We start from the raw sequence: 17,368 nt of genomic DNA, 5'->3' as shown, positions 1-17,368 counted from the left end.
ACAAGTTAACCAAGACCGTTCCTGAGAGTTCCCGTATCAACGGGAATGACCGTTAAACGAGAAGACCTCGAGACCCTGCGACTACTCAGGGCTTTCGTAAGAATTACCGACTCGGAAAAGCGCCGCGAAATAATCGAACTGGTGCAAAAAGCCGTGCCGCCGAAAACAAAAGACGAAGAACCTTCCCGTTGACCACTTGCTTTAGCTGCCAGCCGTCTACAGGCTGTCAGCACGTGAATCCTTGGGTTGTTCAAGCAATCCTGTCACTAGCCGTTGCTGGAGCGCTCGGCATGTTGACGGCGACCACGCTCGTACGGTCGCGGGGAAGAAGCGGACCCAATTGAAGAACCCGCTGACCAAGACTTCGACCGACGCAATAAGCAAGCCGGACCGTTTCTGGCCGTCATGACGCCGCCAAGAAATTCCCAACAGCTGGGAATTCATTTTTTAATTGGACCTAACGATCTCTATCGGGGTTTCCGAAGTGTTCTAACTGGCCCGCAAGCCCGCTAGGGCCACGGGGAAGCCGCGGTTAGGCCCCAGGGGATTCAAGGAGGTTCTGATGACTACAGAAGAACGGGAAACAGTCAGTTTAATCGGAAGCGACAAGGTCGAGGGCACTTCTGTTTTCGGAGCGGACGAAACGCGAATCGGTTCGATTAAGCGCGTGATGATTGACAAGCGGTCCGGCAATGTCTCGTACGCGGTCCTGAGCTTTGGCGGCTTTCTGGGTATAGGCGACGATCATTATCCTCTGCCGTGGCAGTCACTTAAGTATGACACCAATCTAGGTGGTTACCGAACGGGGATCACCGAAAAGCAATTGCAAGGCGCGCCGAAATACAGCAGCGACAACGACTGGAGTTGGGAAGATCGAACCCGTACTCGGGGCGTCGACGATTACTACGGTGTCATCCCTACCTGAGCCAGTAACTGTACGAGCGACGACCTCTTCAAATGACTTTGACGACGCAACTGTCTCCATGAAGCGGCGCTCCCCCTCGAACGATCACCGGCTCATCAGCGCATTCTTAGCTAATTTCTCTTGAACATCCCTATCTTTCGTCCCAATTGCCCTAGCTCGACGTCATGGCCGTCCACTAGCTGTTTGGCCTGCCTTTTGGCGGCTTCGTCATTCTCGCAGACTAGATCGATGCGGTTCTTGATGCGGCCGTCCGGACCTAAGAGATAAGCGCGGTAATCTTGCATTTGCTGTCCCCAGGGATTGAAGACACCTAGCCCGTGATTCTGCGGTCCCGTCTGTCCGGTTCTGTACACAATGCCAAACGGGCGCTGCACGGTGCAAAGTCCGCATGGCATTCGCGCCATGCGGTCACGATCCGCCGATCGCTGCCCGCCCTTATGGCGTGAATAGCTAACGAGGTGGAGTCGAAAGTGTGGGTGTCATGCGACGAAACGACTAGTGTTGCGGAGACGCGACATAAACGAACGCAATGCTGACGTTCATCGGAAGAAACGAAGCCGCTGGGCGCAATTGATCGCCCGACGACTTTGCCACGATGGACACCTCGGCTAACGGCAACGCCGGATGATTGACCCTACGGGTCGCAGATGTGCGCAACTCGATTTAGGCCAACCGATGAACTTTAGCGGACGGCGGAAACTGGCCGCCTAGGAACGGAACGTAAAAAGCCGCAGGCATTGGCGCGCTGCGGCTCGCCGGGTTTTGAAATAGATAAGTATGAAACGCTGCCAGCCCCGGTACATGAAACAAAGAGCGAAACGAAACGCGCGTAAACTAAAATGTGCGATTGCCGAGCAGGAAGATGCACTTTGTTGCTCATCGGCCACTCTGGGAATTAACAGCGTGAGAGTGAGACGCTGTGCATAGACAACTCAGACTGGCCCGCTGGTCAACAGCCTCGGGCAATTCGTTAACATTTTTAACCGCAGGGTACGATCTTGCCAGAGATCAAAACGAATGCCTACGCCCGACGAACTGATCAATTCCATACCCATCGGCGAGGAGAATGCGATTTCTGCTCTCGAAATCTGGAAGCGCGTTTCATTGTGGTCGCATGTCACCGTCAAAGAAAAATTGCGAGGCATGGCCGCGGACGGTTTAATCGAGCGAAAGCAGGTCTCGAACGCAGGCCGGGAGGCTGCCGTCTATTTTCGACGTAGATAATGTGTACGGGACGGCTCTAAGGCCATGTTTGATCCGCTGACGGATGCTGGGGCAGTGATTAAATGCGCCTAAGAATGAACAGCGCGAGGAAGACTGTTCCTGAACTCGCGGACACCAAAGCCATGTTGACCAAGTCGCGGGTGAGCACTGAGATAGCTGAAACTCGATCGGGTGCACCCGAGCTGCTCCACCGCTTAGATCGATCAGTTGCCTTGGGCTTTTTTGACATTTCAATCCGAAAAAATTAGCGGGTCAGGCCGCGTTTTGCGTGCCTGACCCTGACGACCCTGTCGAGTTTGTCCCGATCTGCAGCAACATTCGCACGTGCGACGACAAGAATGCTTAAGTGTTCTGGTAAACCAAACCTGAGCGTCGCGTATGGTTTACGAAGTTGGGAGCTTGCTATGTGATGTGCCGCTCCCGCGCCCTGCAGCCCACACTAGACTGAACCTGCGAACACGGCGGGTTTTCAACCGTATGGGATTGTCTCGCCCGCCGCATACCCTCCTACGGCCTTGTCGAAAGAGATACTCCGAGCTTCGCAGCCATTACGCTCGTCGCGCCAGGGGTCCGCTTTAGTGTTTTTGAGATTTTTGTGACGCCAGCCTTCGACTTAGCCATCGTTTTCATTTGTCTTATGTCGTCCCTACTCCAGGCGCGACGAACGATCTTCTTCGCTTTGGCCATTTATTCTCCGAGTGGTTTTGTGGCGAGGGTGGCTTTTATCACGATGAAAGGCGTTGGCAACTAACAAGCTATTCAATGTGACCGTCGGGATACTCGAATAATGTCTTCCCCGGCGGGCGCGGGCCAAATGTCGCGACTTCGACGTTCCGTTCGCTTGCCGAACCCGAGCGCGATCGACAGGCTTTCGGCAAGTTCAAGCACTCGCAAGGCCGCCGCGCTCAGCCGAAACTATCTGCGCTCATGATTGGCAAAATCCTCCGAGCATCTACGGCCCCAATGCGCCAACTATTTAAAAACTCATGATCCTAAAAGCTCATGCTCCAGTCTTGCGGGAGCCCGCAAGCATCCTGCAGGTCCTTAAGAGCGAGCCGCCCGACTGCATCGCTGGGTCCTCACTGTTTCCGGTAGAGTATTCCCGAGGGATCCGAAAGAGTCGCGATCAGTACGTCGGTCGCGTGTAAAAAAGTTGCGGCCGCGCAGCGGTCCACATCCGGCACTCGGAAGCCGCGTTACTTTTGGTTCTTACGATGGCTCAGTTGGCCCTGCGGCGAAGGAAGGCCGGTACATCGAGGACAGTTTCCTCGATCGAATTGCGAACAGGAGGGGAGCGGCCGTACGGATCGAGGCCTTGCGGAGCCGTATGGCGCGCGTATTCCGGTCGCCATTCGGGATGGCGGGCCGTCGGGCGAAATGGTGAACTCTCTAATTGCGGCAGCGGTGCACTGGGCTCGAGCTGGTCGGCGATGCGACGGCTGTCGTTGCGCAGCCTGCCGGCGAGTTCCGTGAGTGAGCGTTGCGCTGGTCGAATCTGGCGCGCCGGGTCGAGATTATCGATGCCGGTCGCCACTACCGAGACGCGGACGATACCTTCTAGGCTTTCATCGAAAGACGCGCCGACGATGATGTTGGCGTCCGGGTCGGCCTCTTCACGAATGCGGGTAGCGGCTTCGTCGACCTCGAATAACATCAGGTCCTTGCCGCCGGTGATGGAGATTATGAGACCACTAGCGCGCTTGATCGAGGGGTCGTCGATCAATGGGTTGGAAATCGCGGCCACGGCAGCGGCGAGCACGCGCTTCTCACCAGAAGCCTCGCCCCTGCCCATCATGGCCTTGCCCTTCTCACGCATTACGGCGAGAACGTCGGCAAAATCGAGATTGATCAGACCTTCCTTGACTATAAGATCGCTGATGCAGGCCACACCCGAATAAAGCACTTGATCGGCCAGGATGAAGGCATCGGCGAATGTCGTCTTCTCGTTGGCCACCCGGAACAGATTCTGGTTTGGGATGATCAACAGGGTATCCACCACCTTCAGCAGTTCCGCGATGCCGGCTTCGGCAAAGCGCATGCGCCGCTGGCCCTCGAAATGGAATGGCTTGGTGACGACACCGATGGTGAGAATGCCGAGCTCACGCGCGGTCTTGGCGACAATGGGCGCTGCCCCGGTGCCGGTACCGCCGCCCATCCCGGCAGTAACGAACACCATGTGTGCGCCGGTCAAATGATCGCGGATCTCATCGATTGCCTCTTCAGCTGCGGCGCGCCCCACCTCCGGTTGCGCGCCGGCGCCAAGGCCTTCGGTCACATGGGTGCCCATCTGGATGATGCGCTTGGCCTTCGACATGGCAAGCGCCTGGGCGTCGGTATTGGCGACGATGAAGTCGACGCCTTGCAGCCCGGCCTCGATCATGTTGTTGACGGCATTGCCGCCGGCGCCGCCGACCCCAAACACGATAATACGCGCCTTCATCTCGCGAATATCGTTGATGTTGGTCATTTTTGCCTCACGTTGCTCCGGCAAGCTGGAAATGAGAGAATGCGAATTGCTACCGACAAGCCTTGCGGTCTGCTTCAACTATGGTCGCGGCTAGATGTCCCAGTCGGCTTGCAGCTTGTCCGTAGCTGTCGATCGAGCCGCCAGCTCGCCCACGGGTTCGCAGAGCCGCCACCTCATCTTCAAGCCGTGCCGTCACCTCCTTGGCTGCCATAGTCTCGGCAGTTGCCTGCAGCAGCTCAACCGTCAGGCGATCGGCACGCTCGCGCTCGCGCTCGAAATCTGCCCTGTGATCGGCTGCCCCCGCTTCGAGCCGCGCGATCTCAGCCTTTAATGTCTCGATCTTTGCCGCTAATCGGGCAATGTTGCGCTCGTGGCGACCACTTGGTAGCCGGGGCGTATGCCGTATTTCAGCGAGATCAACGCTTACCAGGGCTTTGCCCTCATCCGAAAGTGAGCGCGGCAACCGGAGGCGCTTGGCGAGCGAACGAGCGGCTTCTCGCGAGATTTTGAGGCGCGCACCCAGAGCGGCATATGTCAGCGGCTCAACGGACATCGGCTGTTCTCCTGGAACGAACCGGGCGGTAATCGGCTGATGATGACCGGGCGATGACCGCAGGCTAGGCTGCGTTGGTTAATAGACTGTTAACGAGCGAGCGGCGATCTGCCACTTGAGCGCGCCCCGCCCGGGGGGCGTCAGAGCATCTGACTTCGCCTCGGAAGGCGCCGGCATCGTGGGGTTGCTGAGCCAATTGATGTAGTCACTCTACGCCAACCGGTCGGCAAAGGAATGTCCGTTCCGGGTGTGCCCCGTTCTCGCGGACTTGGCGCTGGGAATCGCCTCCAGGAGACTGCTGGTGCGATGGATGCGCAGTGGAGCTTGTGCCGTCAAACATAGACGCTGGTTTAGCCTTTAAGCTCGGCCGCTCGATCGTGCTCGTGCCTGAGATTCACCGCAACAGGTCGTTCCAAAGCGCGAACGCGACCATCACCTTCGCTTGCCAAGGTCATCGGAGTGACCGAAATGGCGAGATTGGCGCTGTATATGGCGGTGACAACTCCTCCGGCAAACGGACAGTTTTCTCGCGCGCAACTTTGCGGGTTTTCCGTATGGGAGGAATCGGACGGGATCTGCCAGGTCGGCTCGGGGTGGGTCGACGGCTGTCCGGGTTTTTCGCGAGGATGAAATAGTTGCCTTCTGAGATTTTGGCGGTGTTGCATCGCGATAGCTTGCTTGTCCGTTCCAGTCGACTTCGACGACCTGACAACTATTGCTTCGCGTACTTCTCAACGGCCAGGGCGCACCCACCCTGCGCTCGATCGGCAACATGATGGAGTTGAACGCGCGATCGTCCATTTATTCGCACCAACATGCCGCTACCTCACCGATTAGGGCCACGCGGCCTCTCCCACACCAGTGGCCGGCACTACAGCCACCCGCGCTCGCCAAATGCAGAGAGATCAGCTCCAGGCGGAGCATACCATCCTGTCGAGCCATAACGGGCGCCCAGCTTCATAGCGACCTCCTTGTTGCCATAAGGAATTCGCAGTGGTGTACCTGTTTCGAGATTTGGCAGAGCAGGAGTCGCTTCGCCGACATCAGCCTTGCGTCTTCGAGATCTCGTCGTCGGAGACGTCGATTGAGGTGAAATCGCCGGCCTTAAGGCGGTCTTACAAACGCTTTTGCGGCGCTTCGTGCCTTTTTTCGAGTCAATCCACGCGGCCATTGCAGCCGAGTTGGCCTTGGCCTCGTCGGGAATGACGACGCCTTTCCCGATTGCGATTTTCGTAGCGTACAACAACTGTGCAGGACTTGCCGGTTTAAGGTCGAGCCTCCCAGCCGATTTGCCGTCGGCTTTCTTGCACGCGTGTTCGCTCAGAAATTTGCGGCAGATCGAAATCGACGTCTTGTAGCCAGACGGCGGCTTGATGCCCTTCCTGGTAAGGCTGTCGGCAAAGCGCTTCATCGCAGGCGTCGGTGGATACGCCGCCGCAACGTTGCCGACCAGCTCGCCACGCAGCGGAGATCCTCCGTGAGTGGCGCTCTCCTTCAGTCTGCCGATGATGCGTTCGGCGACATCGCACACCGCGTCAATCGCGCCTACCATCTGCTGTTTGCCGACAACGACATCGTCAAGCAGGCATTCGAGTTGCGCAGTCACGCCCGGATCGACCAGTGCCGGATCAGCTTGCTTGAGAATACCGAACAGCGACAGGCCGGTCTCGGTTGGCACGATATTCTTTCCCTGGGCAGCGACAAAACCCTGCTTCTTCAGTCCGCTGATGATCTCGGCCCGGGTCGCCGGCGTGCCAATGCCCTTGGCTTCCTTCAGACGCTCCCGAAGAACTTCATCGTCAATAAAACGCCAAGCATTCTGCATCGCCTCGATCAAAGTGCCTTCGTTGTAACGAGGCGGCGGTCGAGTCTCCTTGTCCTCAATTTTCGGATCCTGAAGTTGGGCGGTTTCGCCGTCGCGCAGCGGGGGCAACAATTGTGCCTCGTCGCCCTTTTCGTCGGCAGGTTGCCAATCCGGGAATGCTGCGCGCCAACCGAGATCGATCGGCTGACGGCCGGCGGCGCGGAATTCGAAGCCGCGCACGTCGAGCGTTGCGGTTGTCTGCCGGTAGCGGAAGTCGGACATCAGCGCTGACAGATAAGCGCGCGCGATAACGTCGAACAGTTTCTTCTCATCCGACGACAGACGAGGCCAGACCTCCGGCAGTTTGTCGATCGTGTTGACGTTGGGAATGACGGCGTGATGGCTCGCGCCCTCCAGCCCCTTGTCGTGGAAACAGCCGCTCGCGCCCTTACGGATCACAGGTGGCTCGGGCACGGGGATTCCGTTGAATGCCTGGCCGGCCCGCAGTCCGGCCACCATCCGTGGCACATCCGAGATCAGGTTCTGCGGCAGGTAGCGCACCTCGGCGCGAGGGTAGGTGATGATCTTCTTGCCTTGGCCATCATAGAGCTCCTGCGCCACCTCGAGCGTTTTGCTGGCCGGCCAGCCGAAGCGTGAGCTGCATAGTTTCTGCAGCGACGGTAAATCGTGCAGTTTGGGCGGTCCTTGACGCTTATCTTCGACGCGCACGGCGAGCGCACCCTCAAAGCCTTTGGCTGCTTTGGCGACGTCTTCGGCGATCTCGCGTCGAACGATCCGGTCTTGCGGCGTGTGCCGCATCCGGAATTGGCCTCCCGCCACCTTCGCTGTGGCGACAATTTCAAAATAGGCGAGGGGCACGAAGTTCCGGATTTCCAACTCGCGTCTGCACACAATTGCCAACGTCGGCGTCTTCACGCGTCCAACCCCGATCACTCTCCGCGCACCCCGACCCAGGATGACGGTTGCAGTCCGGGTGAGTGACAAGTTGTAGATCTGGTCGGCCTGCCGACGCGCGACGGCGGCGGCGTAGAGGCGTTCATATTCGGAATTTGGCTTCGCACTACCGAATGCGTCACGGATGGTCTGCGAGTCCTGCGCAGTGAACAACACCCGCATCACCTCACCACGATATTTATAATGCTCAAGAATTTCCTGGCCGATCAGCTGACCCTCGCGATCGCAATCGGTGGCGAGCCAAACCCGCTTCGCGGTGCGCAGCGCCTCGCGAATAGCTCTGAGTTTGGCGGGCTTGTTGCCGCCCTCTGCCGGGCGAGTGCCGTAGAGACCGTCAGGCCGGAGCAGTGTCGGCGACCACCGCTTCCACTCCGGGACAACATCCTCAGGTTCGAGGAGGTCAAACAGATGGCCTTCGGCCGGGAGGATATTTCCGTAGCGAGAGCCAACAGCGGCGCGGACGTCTTTTGCCTGGCTGGTTTTCTCCGTGATGACAATTTGATCTGGCATGCGAGGCTCTTCCGGACGAACTCGATTCGAGGGCGTATGGAACATAAAGGGAACAGTGCGAGCTTACAATTGGTTTCAGCAGGCGAAAAAGGCCCGGCGTTGCTGCCGGGCCTTTCTTACTGTTGAACTCTAAACGGTTGGATTCAGTAGTCCATACCACCCATACCGCCCATGCCACCGCCGCCCGGAGGCATGCCGCCAGCGCCTGCGTTCTTCTTCGGCACTTCGGCCACCATGGCTTCCGTGGTGATCAGCAGAGCCGCAACCGAAGCTGCGTTCTGGATCGCTACGCGAACAACCTTGGTCGGGTCGATGATGCCCTTCGAGATCAGGTTGACGTATTCGCAGGTCTGCGAGTCGAAGCCGTAGGAATACTGTCCTTCTCGAGGATCTTGCCGACGATGACGGAGCCGTCCTCGCCTGCGTTGATCGCAATCTGGCGTGCCGGATAGGACAACGCCTTGCGGACGATCTCGACGCCAGTCTTCTGGTCGTCGTTCTTGGTGCGAAGCCCCTTGAGATGCTGGGAGGCACGCAGCAGGGCGACGCCGCCGCCCGGCACGATGCCTTCTTCCACGGCCGCACGGGTCGCATGCATCGCGTCATCCACGCGATCCTTGCGCTCCTTGACTTCAACTTCGGTCGCGCCGCCGACGCGGATTACCGCGACGCCGCCTGCGAGCTTGGCCAGACGCTCCTGGAGCTTCTCGCGGTCGTAGTCCGAGGTGGTTTCCTCGATCTGCGCCTTGATCTGATTGACGCGCGCTTCAATGTCGGCCTTCTTGCCGTGACCGCTGACAATGGTGGTGTTCTCCTTGTCGATCATCACCTTCTTAGCGCGACCGAGCATGGCGAGCGTGACGTTCTCCATCTTGATGCCGAGATCTTCCGAGATCGCCTGACCACCGGTCAGAACCGCGATGTCCTGCAGCATGGCCTTGCGGCGATCGCCGAAGCCTGGCGCCTTGACGGCCGCGACCTTCAGGCCACCGCGCAGACGGTTGACGACGAGGGTGGCGAGAGCTTCGCCTTCGACGTCTTCCGCGATAATCACGAGTGGCTTGCCGCTCTGCACCACGGCCTCCAATAGCGGAAGCAGTTCATTCAACTGAGAAAGCTTCTTTTCGTTGATCAGGACGTAGGCGTCGTCCATTTCAACGCGCATCTTGTCGGCGTTGGTGACGAAGTAGGGCGAGATGTAGCCACGGTCGAACTGCATGCCTTCGACGACCTCAAGTTCGGTCTCGAGCGACTTGGCTTCTTCAACCGTGATAACGCCCTCGTTGCCGACCTTCTTCATGGCATCGGCGAGGAACTTGCCGATTTCGGCGTCGCCATTGGACGAGATGGTGCCGACCTGGGCGATTTCCTCGTTCGAGGTGACCTTCTTGGAGTTCTTGACGAGATCGGCGACCACGGCTTCCACCGCCAGATCGATACCGCGCTTCAGATCCATCGGGTTCATGCCGGCGGCAACCGACTTCGCGCCTTCCCTAATGATGGCGGCGGCCAGCACGGTCGCGGTGGTGGTGCCGTCTCCGGCCGCATCGGCCGACTTGGAAGCGACTTCGCGCACCATCTGCGCACCCATGTTCTCAAACTTGTCGTCGAGTTCGATCTCCTTGGCGACGGTGACGCCGTCCTTGGTGATGCGGGGAGCACCGAACGACTTGTCGAGCACGACGTTGCGGCCCTTGGGGCCGAGCGTCACCTTGACGGCGTTGTTGAGGATGTCGACGCCGCGCAGCATCTTGTCCCGCGCCTCAACGCCGAACTTAACTTCTTTACTAGCCATGATGTGGTTCCTTCAAATGTTGTCGGATTAGGCGCTCAAGCGGCCTTCTTCTTGGCGGCGGGCATGTCGGTGAGAACGCCCATGATGTCGCTCTCCTTCATAATCAGCAGTTCCTCGCCATCGAGCTTGACCTCGGTGCCGGACCACTTGCCGAACAACACACGGTCGCCGACCTTAAGATCGATTGGGATCAGCTTGCCAGCCTCGTCGCGGCCGCCCGGACCAATCGCGGTGATTTCGCCCTGCGAAGGTTTTTCCTTGGCACTGTCCGGAATGATGATGCCACCAGCGGTTTTATTTTCGGCATCGATGCGCTTGACCACGACGCGGTCGTGGAGCGGACGGAATTGCATGCGATCCTCCTTGGCTTTTGTGATTATTTCTGGATTGGCAGTCGCATTCAGCGAGTGCTAGCCGCCCCTCACATAGGCCTATGACGCTGGGGCGCAAGGGCTTTCTCGCGCGATGTTTCACTCCAACCTGAGTAGGAACTCCTGCGTCGATTGCTAGCAAGCGAAGTAACATGCTGCTAGCTCGTTGATTACAATGACCTATTGAACGTTTCCGTTTTTGGCGAATTGGGAATCATGCAACTGTTCTAGTTGGGCTTGAGGTTTGGCATGGTCGAGAAAGATTCAGTTTCCAAGGATTTCAGGAAGCAGGTCTTAGGCTACGGACTGACAACAGCGGAGATCGTTTATCGCCGTCCGGATCGTCACTGGTTGCTGCAAACTTACGTTTGGCAGGACTACGATATGTTTCCAAATTTCCCGGCGCTCAAGGATTTCCTCGCGTACTGGGAAACGAAGCTCGAAGGCCCGCTGTTTGCGGTCACAGTCGCGCACTCTAAACTGATCAAGCCTGCCGAACTACGCGCCGTGGACGGAGTCTTCCGGCTGCATTAACGCGAGAGCGCAGAACGGGCTCCCCTGGCGAAATTTCCAAGCTCGCGGTTGAAAAATAAACTCAGCCCAGCAAACCCAGGGCTCGTGCTCGATCAAGGGCCCCCGCACGCCGACGTACGCCGATCTTGTTGAAGATCTGCTGCATATACCATTTGACGGACCCTTCGGTCATGCCCACGCGATGGGCGATTTCGCGATTGAGCAAACCGGCGCTCGCCATTTGTAGAATCTCAATCTGAGTTCGCGAAAGTGGCTCAACGCCGTCTCTCTCTGGCTCGGCACGGCGTGCGGCATTCCCTGTTTGAGGGAGTTCTGGAAAACTTGAGCGAACAAGCCTCTCCACTAAGAGATCCGAAGGGTTGGTCCGGATAGCGGAAGCATCTAGTTGTTCCCGTAACAGTCTCTCGACTATGCTTCCCTCATCCAAAAAGCTTCGAAAAAAGCCTCCCGCAACGCCGCGACTGAGCGCACTACGTAACTCGCGATGCGCGCGTGCATCCTGGCTCATCGACGCATGCACCTGAGCCAACAGAAGCTCCCATCGCATAACAGCCCGGTAGGCACCTGATCTAGTCAAGAAGCGCTTCCAGGATTGCCCTACAACGAGAGCCTTTTCGAATTGGCCGCTAACAAGCGCCAGCCTAAACCATGACGTGGCCCGGATTTCGTCCCGTGTGGTGCCGCGCGGACGTGGCAGGACTTGTTCGGGCGATACCAGCAAGTTTTCTTGTCTGCCGACCTCAATAGCTTCGTCGCGCGCGCCATGGGTAAGAAGCAATCGGATCCGTTCATTTACGACGCTCGATCTCAGCCGACCTAGCCCACGGCTTTCGGCGAGGATCATTCCTTCATCAAGTCGTTGATGCGCACCTGCAATATTGCCGGCTAACGAAAGCAGTTTTGTACTGGTTGTGTAGGCAGCAATGTATTGATCTATGAAGGCAATGGGGGGCGCGGGATCATATTTCTCGAGCAATGCACTACTTCGGTGAAGGTCGTTGCGCTCGTAGAGTACCTCGGCCAACAGCAGGCCCGGAATAGCTTCAATCCATTTGGCGTCTATGAGGCGGTTGGCCGTTTCTGAAGCCAGCTCGAGTCGTCTTGCGCCGGCATTCAGGTCGCCCTTAAGGGCAAGCGTCGGGCCCGCGACCGACAGATGATAGACCAAACCGAGCGGCCTATCCGTGAGGTTGAATTCTCGGACGGCGGCCTGCTCCAATTCAATAGCGTCAGCCAAGTCAAACTGCTCGCGCCGCGCGTACAACAAAGATCCGTAGATGGTTCCAAGGGTGAAATGGTCTAAAGTTTCGGAACGCTTTAACAACTCTTCGCATAAGCGGCCCGCTTCGATTTGATCGTCCTCATACTGCGATCGTAGCATCTGACTGTGAAGAACGAGGTTTTCAAGCTCGTGCGCGCCAGCTTCCGCTGTGGCTGTTCGAGCAACGCCTAAGAACTTCTCAACGAGGCCAAACCGCCAATCTGTGGATGCACCTCTTGCTGCGAAAACCGCGGCGCGGGGATACTTGCGCAGAGCATCTTCGGGCAACCTCAGCGCCATCGCGGTAATCAAGGTCCCGGCGCCGGACAGGTACGACAGCGAGCTGAAGCGGTCGAGCAATGCAGCGGCCGTGTCCCACGATTCTGCGCGCACGAGGCAATCGAATGCCTCCGGCAGTCGGTCGTGGCGTTCGAACCAAGCTGCTGCTCGTTGCGCAAGCCCGACATATCGCTCACGGTTGGCCCGCGTCAGCTGCGCCGCCAGGAACTGGCAGAAGAGGGGATGAAGCCGATATTCACCACGATCCGCGCCGAAGGACTCTACAAAAAGGCCGGACCGGATGAGCTCATCGAGCCTCCCCCAGCTGTTGTCGACGCCAAGCACATCGTCAAGGACTGTTGAGTTGAGGGTCCCAAATGCCGATGCATCGAGTAGAAACTCGCGTAAGGATGTCGGTAGCGGACGGAAGACTTCCTCCTCAAACAAATCGTCGATTAAGCTTGTGCCTCTCTTGAGTTCTGCGATCGCTGTGACAAGGCCAATCTCCTGAGCGCGTCGAAGAGCGAGCGACGCCGCGGCGGGCCATCCGGCGGTCGCGTCGGTGAGGTCTCGCAAGGTCGCTGGATCTATTGTGATCCCAAGTCTATCCGTGACCAGTTGGGCAAGTTCCTCCGAGTCGAGCTTGAGGTCGCCGGATTGCAGCTCACGTACCTTGCCGAGCGCTCGTGCTCGTGCGAGCGCGACCCTCAGAGGGCGTCTGCTCGCAATGATCAGTGAGTGGTCGCATTGCTCCATCCTCTGCAGGAAGTTAGTGCAGAGGTCTGCTGCGACGTGATCAGGCAGCTCATGAGCATCGTCGATAAGAACGAAGATATTTGGCGTGGACGTAGTCCAGCGATCGACGACTGTTGAGACAAGCTCTGGCTTTGCCAGCAGAAACTGCCATGTCGTGCCCTTCGAGGCCATGCCGTACAGAATCTCGCCCGGACGCGCCAGCACTAGGCCAACAGGAACGTGATTATCATTAAGTTGGCTTATCCATTGGTAGATGAGGCCCGACTTCCCGAAGCCGTACGGAGTGGTCACCATCGTCAGTGGTGGCCCGCCGTCCGCGGGCAGTAAAAACGACAGTCGCCGGCGGATAACGTGCGGACTGCACGGCCGAAGCAAGCTTGTCTGGCCTTCGCCGCGAGCGGAACCCGAGCCGGATTGGCCCTCAAATACTGAAAAATCCTCAGCAATAAGGTCGGTCATGATCCCACTGCGCGAGCTAGCGGCCGCGACGAGAAACACGGCTACCGACTATTGTGCCCCATTTTCCTATCTTTCGATAGGTGACCGCCATCGGTTCCATTCCTAGCCTTTGCATAACCAATAGCCATAGGAGGGACGCCCGTGAATTCGGTGCTGGATCGCACAAAGCAGAGCTTGGCGGACTTTGAGCGCAGAGAACTCAAGATCAACGGTGTAAGTACCATAGTGTATTCCGCCGGCGTCGGCTCTCCCCTGGTTTATCTCCACGGGTCGGGGACATTTCCAGGCTTTGGGTTCGCCAAGCATTGGCTCAAATCTCATCGGGTCATCATTCCCTACCACCCGGGGTTTGGCGAGTCCGATGACGACAGCAGGATCGATTCGATCAACGATTATGTCCTTCACTACCTGGATCTATTGGACGCGCTTGAACTCGAAAGGGTGAGTCTAGTTGGCTCGTCCTTAGGAGGATGGATCGCGTCCGAAATCGCCGTGGTGCAGCCAGCGCGGATCGAGAAGCTCGTGCTGGTAGCCGCTACAGGCCTGATAATTGACAGCGTTCCGTCAACGGACCTGTACACCGTGCATCCGCGAGATCTATTGAGCTACCTCGTGGCGGATCAGGCAGTGCTGAAGCCGTTCTTGCCTGAAGGTCACGACCTCGACTTCCTGACCTTGCGATACAAGGAAACGACTTCAACGGCTCGCTTGAACTGGGAGCGATCCGGCAATCCGAAGCTCGGTCAATGGCTCCATCGGATTTCTTGCGAGACGTTGCTTCTTTGGGGCGAACAGGATCGCATCAAGCCGGTGAAGCAGAGCGACGTTTGGTTGGCTCATATCCCCAACGCGCGCGTTGAGATTATGAAGGGTGTAGGTCACTTACCGCTCGACGAAGCCCCAGAAGCCGCTACAAAGCTGGTTTCCGATTTTCTGAAGGAAAAGCCGCGCTCCAAGTCGGCCGCGATACCGCTTGAAAAAAGAGCGTCTTAATTAGGTCAGAGCGTTTCCGAGCCCGGCGAATTCCAGAAACAACGGCGCAACGGCCGTTGCCTGGGCCCACCGGGCTACGCAGGCAGCGCCTTCACTCAAATAGGAACCACCATGCCGATTCTTCCCAACACAAAGTTCCTCGCCTGGCACTTCATGCCTTATTCAGAAGGCCTTCCGGAAAATGTCGATGACTACGAGTCGCTGTGGGTCGATTTTCCCAACAAGTTCTTCGATCCAAAAAAAGGTCATGCACTTTACGAGCGTTACCTTCAGGAACTCGTTCTCTGCGACAAGCTCGGGTTTGATGGAGTGGCGGTTAACGAACATCATAATACGGCTTATAGTCTGATGCCGGTCCCATCGGTGTTAGCAGCCGCGCTAATTCCGCAAACCAAGGGCAGCATCTGCGTGATGGGTACGCCTTCTGGCCTTGAACACCCTCACAGATTGGCAGAAGCCTACGCCATGCTCGACGTGATGTCGGGAGGCCGTATGGAGTTTGCGTTTCCTCTTGGCACGCCAATGGAATATTGGGCGAGCAATGTGAATCCGGTTACCGCGCGGGAGCGCCAGCGCGAAGCCCTCGAAGTCATCATGAAGGCATGGACGCAAGACGGTCCGATTCGTCACAATGGCCGCTTCTACAACTATCGTTACCTCAATATCTGGCCGCGCCCGTATCAACAGCCTCATCCGCCGCTTTACCTGGTGGGATCCGGCAGCCCCGGCACAATTGAATTGGCTGCCGAGCTGGGGTTCGGCTACTCGTCAACTTTCAGTCCCATTGCATCGCAATTGGCGGCGCAGAAGACCCTGAAAGAGCGTGCCGCGCACTACGGGCACAAGATCCAACCCCACCAAGTGCCGATCGTATGCATGGTTTACATTGGCGACGATGACGAGACCGCGCTTGCGGAGATGGAGCCTCATGTACGGTTCTTCTTTACGGTGTTGACAAAGGCCGGCCGATATCTCGACGCGCCAGGCTATCTCTCGATGGATGAATTCAGGAAGAGAAACGGCCGCATGCTCCCAGCCAGCCATGGCGGGGCCTTCGACTGGTCGGCAATCCGCGAGCAGTTCCGGGTCGTCGCAGGCACGCCGAAGACGGTGGCCGACATGATCGAGAAGTGGGCAGAAGAGGCGGAGACCAGCCGCATAATTTTCCAAATCCATCGCGGAAACATGCCTCACTGGAAAGTGGTGCGGACCATCACGGGGCTCGCAAACGAGGTGATCCCGATGCTGAAAGAGCGGCGCCGGCTCGCGGACGAAAAAATCCAAGTTGCGGCAGAATAGTAAGGGGAAGGAAATCAAACATGACGATGACCGCAGGCATTACCGACGCTGCTTCGTCGGGCATTGACAACATCACTTGGAACATTCTTGGGCAAACGTATGTGCCAAAGCAATTGTCCGAAAATTCATTGTCTTGGCATGCGACGTTCCCAGCCGGAACGTTCGTTCCGCCGCACCTACATCCGACCCAGGATGAATTTGTATACGTCCTAGAGGGCACGTTGGACTTCTGGCTCAACGGTAAAGAGCTCCAGGCTACAAATGGGGGGCTTGCACGTCTTCCGATGGGCATCCCACACGGTATTTTCAACAATTCGGGCAAGACCGTCACTTGTCTGTTTTGGGTGTCCCCGACGCGAAAGCTTTTCGATCTGTTCCAAAAAATTCACAACGTTCCTGATCCGAATGAGGTCGTGCGCCTTGCTGCGTTGCACGAAGTCGACTTCTTGCCGCCCCCAAAGTAATGCAATTGAGCAGAATGGAGACTTTGACGTGAACATTCATGTCGACAATCCTCGGCGGCCCTTGATCGTGGGAGTCGGCGGTACTCAGAGAGAGCAATCCTCTTCAGAACTGGCTGTTCGTTTCGCTCTGCGACGAGCAGCACTTCATGACATGCGCGTGCAGATGTTTGGCGGCGAAGCGCTGATTTTGCCGCTATACGACCCCTCCGATGTGACGCGTACCGAGCGGGCCAAGGCACTTATTCAAGCTTTGCGAGAAGCCGACGGCATCATCCTCTCTGCTCCGGCATATCACGGCGGCATCTCGGGACTGATCAAGAATGCGATCGACTATACCGAGGATATGAAAGGCGATGATCGCGCTTACTTTGACGGGCGTTCGGTCGGGACGATTGCTTGCGCCGGTGGATGGCAAGCGGCGGGAACTACATTAGGTTCACTGAGGTCGGTCGTTCATTCCTTGCGCGGTTGGAATGCGCCGATGGGTGTAATGATAAACACGGCAAGGAAGATCTTTGCCGGAGAACAATGCCTAGATTCAGATATAGAGCGCAATATCAGCATTATGGTCGAGCAGGTCGTGAGCTTCGCACGGAACTCCGCCTTGTTGAGAGCGCTTTGACCGGTAAGTTTTTGCTGATGGCTGAGAAATGAGGTGGAGGGTAGCTCGGTTGTTCTGACCGGTAGCGTGCCCCTTGT

12 protein-coding genes and 2 pseudogenes are annotated in these 17,368 nt (G+C 57.5%); 7 read left to right on the top strand and 7 right to left on the bottom strand.

Annotated elements, in window-relative coordinates; translation table 11 throughout:
• Nucleotides 1–562: 562 nt before the first annotated feature.
• Entirely contained in the window at nt 563–925 is a 363-nt protein-coding gene (locus JQ575_RS39465; protein ID WP_212038573.1) for a PRC-barrel domain-containing protein, read from the top strand.
• A gap of 110 nt (nt 926–1,035) precedes the next feature.
• Here the strand turns inward: JQ575_RS39465 and JQ575_RS39460 are convergent, their stop codons facing one another.
• Nucleotides 1,036–1,209 (bottom strand): hypothetical protein, encoded by a 174-nt coding sequence (locus JQ575_RS39460; RefSeq protein WP_212038572.1) that lies wholly within the window; start codon nt 1,207–1,209, stop codon nt 1,036–1,038.
• Between the two features lie 733 nt (nt 1,210–1,942).
• Here JQ575_RS39460 and JQ575_RS39455 point away from each other — a divergent pair.
• Nucleotides 1,943–2,149 carry a hypothetical protein gene (locus tag JQ575_RS39455; RefSeq protein ID WP_212038571.1) on the top strand — a complete coding sequence of 69 codons (207 nt, stop codon included), beginning with the start codon at nt 1,943–1,945 and terminating at the stop codon, nt 2,147–2,149.
• Between the two features lie 1,225 nt (nt 2,150–3,374).
• Here JQ575_RS39455 and ftsZ read toward each other — a convergent pair.
• From ftsZ to JQ575_RS39430, 5 genes and pseudogenes are all read right to left on the bottom strand, one after another.
• A pseudogene (ftsZ, locus tag JQ575_RS39450) lies at nt 3,375–4,616 on the bottom strand (cell division protein FtsZ); the annotation flags it as partial.
• Between the two features lie 49 nt (nt 4,617–4,665).
• Entirely contained in the window at nt 4,666–5,169 is a 504-nt protein-coding gene (locus tag JQ575_RS39445; protein WP_249167201.1) for a hypothetical protein, read from the bottom strand.
• A gap of 871 nt (nt 5,170–6,040) precedes the next feature.
• Entirely contained in the window at nt 6,041–8,458 is a 2,418-nt protein-coding gene (locus tag JQ575_RS39440; RefSeq protein WP_212038570.1) for a type IA DNA topoisomerase, read from the bottom strand.
• Between the two features lie 143 nt (nt 8,459–8,601).
• Nucleotides 8,602–10,253, bottom strand: a pseudogene (gene groL, locus JQ575_RS39435) (chaperonin GroEL).
• Nucleotides 10,254–10,288: 35 nt separating this feature from the next.
• Nucleotides 10,289–10,606, bottom strand: coding sequence for a co-chaperone GroES (locus JQ575_RS39430; protein ID WP_212038569.1), 318 nt, complete (start codon nt 10,604–10,606; stop codon nt 10,289–10,291).
• A gap of 267 nt (nt 10,607–10,873) precedes the next feature.
• Here JQ575_RS39430 and JQ575_RS39425 point away from each other — a divergent pair, with 267 nt between their 5' ends.
• Nucleotides 10,874–11,158, top strand: a complete 285-nt coding sequence (locus JQ575_RS39425; protein ID WP_212038568.1) for an usg protein — start codon at nt 10,874–10,876, stop codon at nt 11,156–11,158.
• 61 nt (nt 11,159–11,219) lie between these two features.
• On the opposite strand, the gene JQ575_RS39420 is transcribed toward JQ575_RS39425, so the two are convergent.
• A complete protein-coding gene (locus JQ575_RS39420) occupies nt 11,220–13,913 on the bottom strand; it encodes a LuxR C-terminal-related transcriptional regulator (RefSeq protein WP_212038567.1) in 2,694 nt (897 codons plus the stop codon).
• Between the two features lie 141 nt (nt 13,914–14,054).
• Here JQ575_RS39420 and JQ575_RS39415 point away from each other — a divergent pair, with 141 nt between their 5' ends.
• The 4 genes from JQ575_RS39415 (at nt 14,055) to JQ575_RS39400 (ending at nt 17,291) form a co-directional block, all read left to right on the top strand.
• Nucleotides 14,055–14,906 carry an alpha/beta fold hydrolase gene (locus tag JQ575_RS39415; RefSeq protein ID WP_212038566.1) on the top strand — a complete coding sequence of 284 codons (852 nt, stop codon included), beginning with the start codon at nt 14,055–14,057 and terminating at the stop codon, nt 14,904–14,906.
• 111 nt (nt 14,907–15,017) lie between these two features.
• The gene (locus JQ575_RS39410) at nt 15,018–16,205 is read left to right on the top strand and encodes an LLM class flavin-dependent oxidoreductase (RefSeq protein WP_212038565.1); all 1,188 of its coding nucleotides are present in this window, start codon (nt 15,018–15,020) and stop codon (nt 16,203–16,205) included.
• Between the two features lie 20 nt (nt 16,206–16,225).
• On the top strand, nt 16,226–16,669 hold the full coding sequence (locus JQ575_RS39405) for a cupin domain-containing protein (protein ID WP_212038564.1): 444 nt from the start codon (nt 16,226–16,228) through the stop codon (nt 16,667–16,669).
• Nucleotides 16,670–16,697: 28 nt separating this feature from the next.
• Entirely contained in the window at nt 16,698–17,291 is a 594-nt protein-coding gene (locus JQ575_RS39400; RefSeq protein ID WP_312016101.1) for an NAD(P)H-dependent oxidoreductase, read from the top strand.
• Nucleotides 17,292–17,368 lie beyond the last annotated feature (77 nt).

The sequence above is a fragment of the Bradyrhizobium sp. JYMT SZCCT0428 genome (assembly GCF_018131075.1).
Taxonomy (GTDB): domain Bacteria; phylum Pseudomonadota; class Alphaproteobacteria; order Rhizobiales; family Xanthobacteraceae; genus Bradyrhizobium.
Note: the sequence above shows the minus strand (reverse complement) of the source record. Positions and strands in the feature narration are given on the sequence as shown.